The following is a 1,298-nucleotide window of genomic DNA, read 5'->3' as shown; positions in this document are numbered from 1 at the left end:
ACACGGAAGGCGCCGAGGCGCTTTTGGCAACAGCCCCGGAGGCCAAGAAGGATGCGCCGCCGGTGGCAGCCCTGCGCGCCAGGATGGCGGTTGCGGCGCAGGCGGCGGCTCTCGGCAATCCAGCCGAATTCGAGCGGCGCCTTGCGGAAAATCCCGGAGATCACCAGGCGCGTTTCGATCTGGCCATGATCCAGAACGCCAACGGCGACCGTACGGCCGCAGCCGACAATCTGCTGGCCATCATCAAGGCCGACCGGGCCTGGAACGAGGATGGCGCGAGGACGCAATTGCTGCAGCTGTTCGAGGCCTGGGGCATGACCGACGAGGCGACGCTGGCAGCGCGCCGCAAATTGTCGGCGCTGCTGTTTTCCTGAGCCGGCTGCCGGTTGTTTTGCCGCACGGGCTTGGCGTCGGCGATGATTGCGCCAGATTAGGGCCAAGAACTCACGCGCTTCTTGATGGCGCGATCGGAGGAATGAGGTGCAAGCGGGAAACGCGCATTACCGGCTCGCCAAGGATTTGCCGTCGACGATCCCTATCTTTCCGCTCGAGGGGGCGCTTTTGCTGCCGGGAGGCCGCATGCCGCTCAACATCTTCGAGCCGCGCTATCTGCAGATGGTGGACGAGGCGATCGCCGGCTCGCGGCTCATCGGCGTCATCCAGCCCAGTCTCGACGGGGCCTTGCGCGACGACGGCGAGCCGGAACTCTGCAATGTCGGTTGCGCCGGGCGCATCATCGCCTTTTCCGAGAGCGGCGACGGCCGTTACCTGATTTCGCTGCAGGGCGTGTGCCGGTTCCGCATCGCCCACGAATTGACGGTCAAGACGCCGTTTCGCCAGTGCAAGCCCTCGCCTTTCCTTGCCGATCTCGATGAGGACCAGGCGGGCAACGAGATCGACCGGCCATCGCTGCTCAAGGCATTTCGCGCCTATCTGCAGGCCAACGACCTCGAGGCCGACTGGGAAAGCGTCAGCCGGGCCGAAAATGCCATGCTGGTCAATGCGTTGTCGATGATGGCGCCCTATGGGCCAGCCGAGAAACAGGCGCTGCTCGAAGCGGCGGATTTGAAGACCCGGGCCGAGACGCTGATCGCCATCACCGAAATGGCGCTGGCGCGCGAGAATGAGGATTTTGGGTCGAGTTTGCAGTAAGAGGGCGCGATGGCGGACGGACGTGACGGGAAGAAGGTCGACCCCAAGCTGCTGGAGTTGCTGGCCTGCCCACTGACCAAGGGGCCGCTGGCCTGGGATCCGGAGCGCGGCGAACTGATTTCCAGGGTCGCCAAGATTGACTATCC

General features: G+C 64.6%; 3 protein-coding genes. All 3 read left to right on the top strand.

Going from position 1 to position 1,298, the window contains the following annotated elements; translation table 11 throughout:
- Positions 1 to 374 (top strand): tetratricopeptide repeat protein (locus tag EN879_RS36220; RefSeq protein ID WP_127274727.1); only part of this gene is annotated, 374 nt, incomplete at its 5' end.
- A 106-nt stretch (positions 375 to 480) separates the two neighbouring features.
- Positions 481 to 1,152, top strand: coding sequence for an LON peptidase substrate-binding domain-containing protein (locus EN879_RS36215; RefSeq protein WP_013528774.1), 672 nt, complete (start codon positions 481 to 483; stop codon positions 1,150 to 1,152).
- Positions 1,153 to 1,161: 9 nt separating this feature from the next.
- A partial coding sequence (locus EN879_RS36210) for a Trm112 family protein (protein ID WP_281034627.1) occupies positions 1,162 to 1,298 on the top strand: 137 nt, incomplete at its 3' end.

Source organism: Mesorhizobium sp. M7A.F.Ca.AU.002.02.1.1 (assembly GCF_003998535.1).
GTDB classification, from domain to species: domain Bacteria; phylum Pseudomonadota; class Alphaproteobacteria; order Rhizobiales; family Rhizobiaceae; genus Mesorhizobium; species Mesorhizobium ciceri.
Note: the sequence above shows the minus strand (reverse complement) of the source record. Positions and strands in the feature narration are given on the sequence as shown.